Origin of the sequence: Pantoea sp. R102 (assembly GCF_004916815.1) — a bacterium.
Classification (GTDB): domain Bacteria; phylum Pseudomonadota; class Gammaproteobacteria; order Enterobacterales; family Enterobacteriaceae; genus Pantoea; species Pantoea dispersa.
This window is the reverse complement of the sequence record NZ_SDFT01000201.1, coordinates 1-2,774: the sequence shown is the minus strand read 5'-3', so window position 1 is coordinate 2,774 and position 2,774 is coordinate 1. Positions and strand designations below refer to the sequence as shown.

2 protein-coding genes are annotated in these 2,774 nt (G+C 47.5%); both read right to left on the bottom strand.

What is annotated here, in order from left to right; all coding sequences use genetic code 11:
• Positions 1-488: 488 nt before the first annotated feature.
• Complete coding sequence (locus ERD80_RS19000) at positions 489-845, bottom strand: hypothetical protein (RefSeq protein ID WP_058771456.1); 357 nt, start codon at positions 843-845, stop codon at positions 489-491.
• Between the two features lie 9 nt (positions 846-854).
• Positions 855-2,774: type VI secretion system tip protein TssI/VgrG (tssI, locus tag ERD80_RS18995; RefSeq protein WP_136548073.1), on the bottom strand; the 1,920-nt coding region annotated here is incomplete at its 5' end.

Here is a 2,774-nt window from a genome sequence, read left to right as displayed (position 1 = left end):
AAAATAACATTATTAAAAAACAAACCCAAAAAGTCATTTAGCCAGTCATATCAGTTACCACAGTGTTTATTCAATCATTCATTTGCATTAACTTTTGGTTGTTATCCTTAGTAAAGACTAGTTTAGTTATTTTATTTTACCCCCTCACCAAATTAAGCCCAACTGATAGCAGTTAAGATTAATAAAAACCATGTTTAAAGTTTTTCCAACAAACATTAATTTACAGTTAAATCTTAACCTTTTTATTAAATTTCAATGATTTGATTGCCATTCATATGAAGTCTACTTTGTCTTCTGAATGATACATTAGCATTAACCCTATATCCCTCTTTCATAAAAAAACCTGACATATATTTAAACACCATAATCATGAGTTCATCATGCAAAATAGCCCTAAAAACCTCTGATGTAAGTATTGTTAATATAACAACTCACAATAGAGGCCATATAACATGAATTGATTTAGCACGGTATAAATTAGCTTACGTTTATAATGATATTTTTGAGTTTTTTACGTCCCCCTTTTTATAACCAATCATAATTTCATTCCCAGCCATATACTTATTTGATTCGTTTCTCTTAACAGTTATTATTTCACTTTTTGTTACAGAGAAGCCATCTTTAGTTACGAACTCATAATTCACCTTTAACCTATCACTATCCATAACCTGATCCAGGTAGTCTACTTTTTTAATTTTTGCATTAGCATAAACTATTTCATTTAGTGTCTTATCAGAGGTAAACTTATTTTTCACCTCTTTAATAATGGAGAAGATGATTACACAACCTAACACTGAAAATATAATAGTATGAATGGCTCGAGGGAAACTTGAAAAATCAAACATTAAAAACTCCTAGTTGAACATTTGTAGAGCTGCGTTTTTTATCGCTATAGTTACAGTAGTGGCTTCACCAGATCCGACCCTAAATTTGAAGCCTTTATTGTAAAAAATAACAACCGGATTGTTTTCCATTTTAAAACCAGTCATACCAAAATTCGAAGCGGTGAAGGAAGCGGCCGTTCCTGTAAATGCAACTTGCTTTCCTTTCCACTCAACAGCCCACGGGGTATCAATGTTAACTTCATCAGAACTTTTGATCGTTATTTTATTAGGTGAAGTAATCATGGCCTCACCAGTAACAATTTCCTGCGTCCAACCACCAAGAATTTTAGTGGTAACACCACCGACGACTTTATTATGTTGCCCACCAGAGTTAATAGTTAAATTATCGCCATTCTGAATTACTGTGTTACGCCCGCCAGAATTAACATCTGTGTTTAAATCCCCGTCTTCAATAGTTGTGTCTTGATTTCCCTGAGAAATGCGCGTTTTCTGATCACCAGTGATTTCGTTAAGTTCACCTTTACTGCTAATAGTCAGGTGACGCCCTTCTTTTATGTTTACAACCTCACTATTATTAAAGTTTTTCAGCTCAACATCGTCAACCGTCGTTGTGCGCTTCTGCTTGTAGTGGAAAGTTGCATCGCCAGTGATCTCATCGCTTTGATCTTTGCCGATCTTTGTCGTGCGGCAACCGTCTATTGATACGGTCTTGTCATTCTCCACCGAAATGTTCATGTCTTTTTCAGCATGCATATTAAGCAGCTCACCGCCCGGCTTGTCCTCAAAGAACAGGAAGCTGGCGTTGTCATTATGGCCATCTTTACTGCGCGTCATAAAGCCCATGCGCGTGGCGTCTTCGGGAAGGTTCCAGGGTGGCATACTCGCTTCGTTATATACGCGCCCGGTAATTATCGGGCGGTCAGGATCACCGTTGATGAAGTCTACAACAACTTCATCACCAACGCGCGGGATCTGCACCCCGCCGAAGCCCTGGCCCGCCCACGCGCTTGACACCCGCACCCAGCACGAGCTCGTGTCGTCGCCCTTCGCCAGGCGGTCCCAGTGGAACTTCACCTTCACCCGGCCGTAGCGGTCCGTCCAGATTGACTCCCCCGCCGGGCCCACCACCTTCGCCGTCTGCGGACCGTGCGTCTTCGGCCACGCCGTCGCCGGCTCCGCGCGGTACGTCACCGACGACGGCAGCACCGTGAACGCGATGTTGTGCCGCGCTCCGCCGCCGCCGCTCGCGTACTCATTCTCCTCGAAGTCGTACCGCGCCGACGTCACCAGGTACTCCCCGTTGTCGCTGAAGTGCGGCGCGTTCACGATGCCGAACCGGTACCCCGGCGCGATGCCCGTCGCCGTCCCCGTTCCGCTCACGCTGTGGTGCGCCACCTGCCACACCTCCTGACGGATGCGCGTGTAAAACTCCCCGTGGCTGTGGTCGACAAAATGGCCCGGCCAGTCGTACACGTCCACCGCACCCGGCACCGGCGACACCGGGTTCTGCCGCGCCTGCAGCATCCACGCGTTCGGCTTGCGGAAGTCGTAGTCGTCCGTGCTGTACATCCCCGGCGTCACGCTCTCGCACAGCGACCACTGGCTGATGCCCTCCTCCGTCACGCTCCCCCCCGACGCCGTCACGTGGTACGGTATCGTCTCATAGCCCGCGAACGCCTCGTGCTGGTCCGCCCCGTCGCACAGCACCATCACGTGACGCTCCGCCTCGTGGCGGAACCAGTAGTAAATCCCCTCCAGCTCCATCAGCCGGCTGATGAAGTCGAAGCTGCTCTCCTGGTACTGCACGCAGTACTCCCACACCCGGTAGCTGCTGCCCAGCCGCGTCTCCACGTTTACCCCGTTCTCCTGCAGCAGCGTCTGCACTATCTGCGGCACCGTCTGTCCCTGGAATATCCGCAGGTTGCGGTC

Coding starts and splice junctions, on each gene's coding strand:
- ERD80_RS19000 (WP_058771456.1), bottom strand. CDS start 845: ATGTTTGATTTTTCAAGTTTCCCTCGAGCCATTCATACTATTATATTT.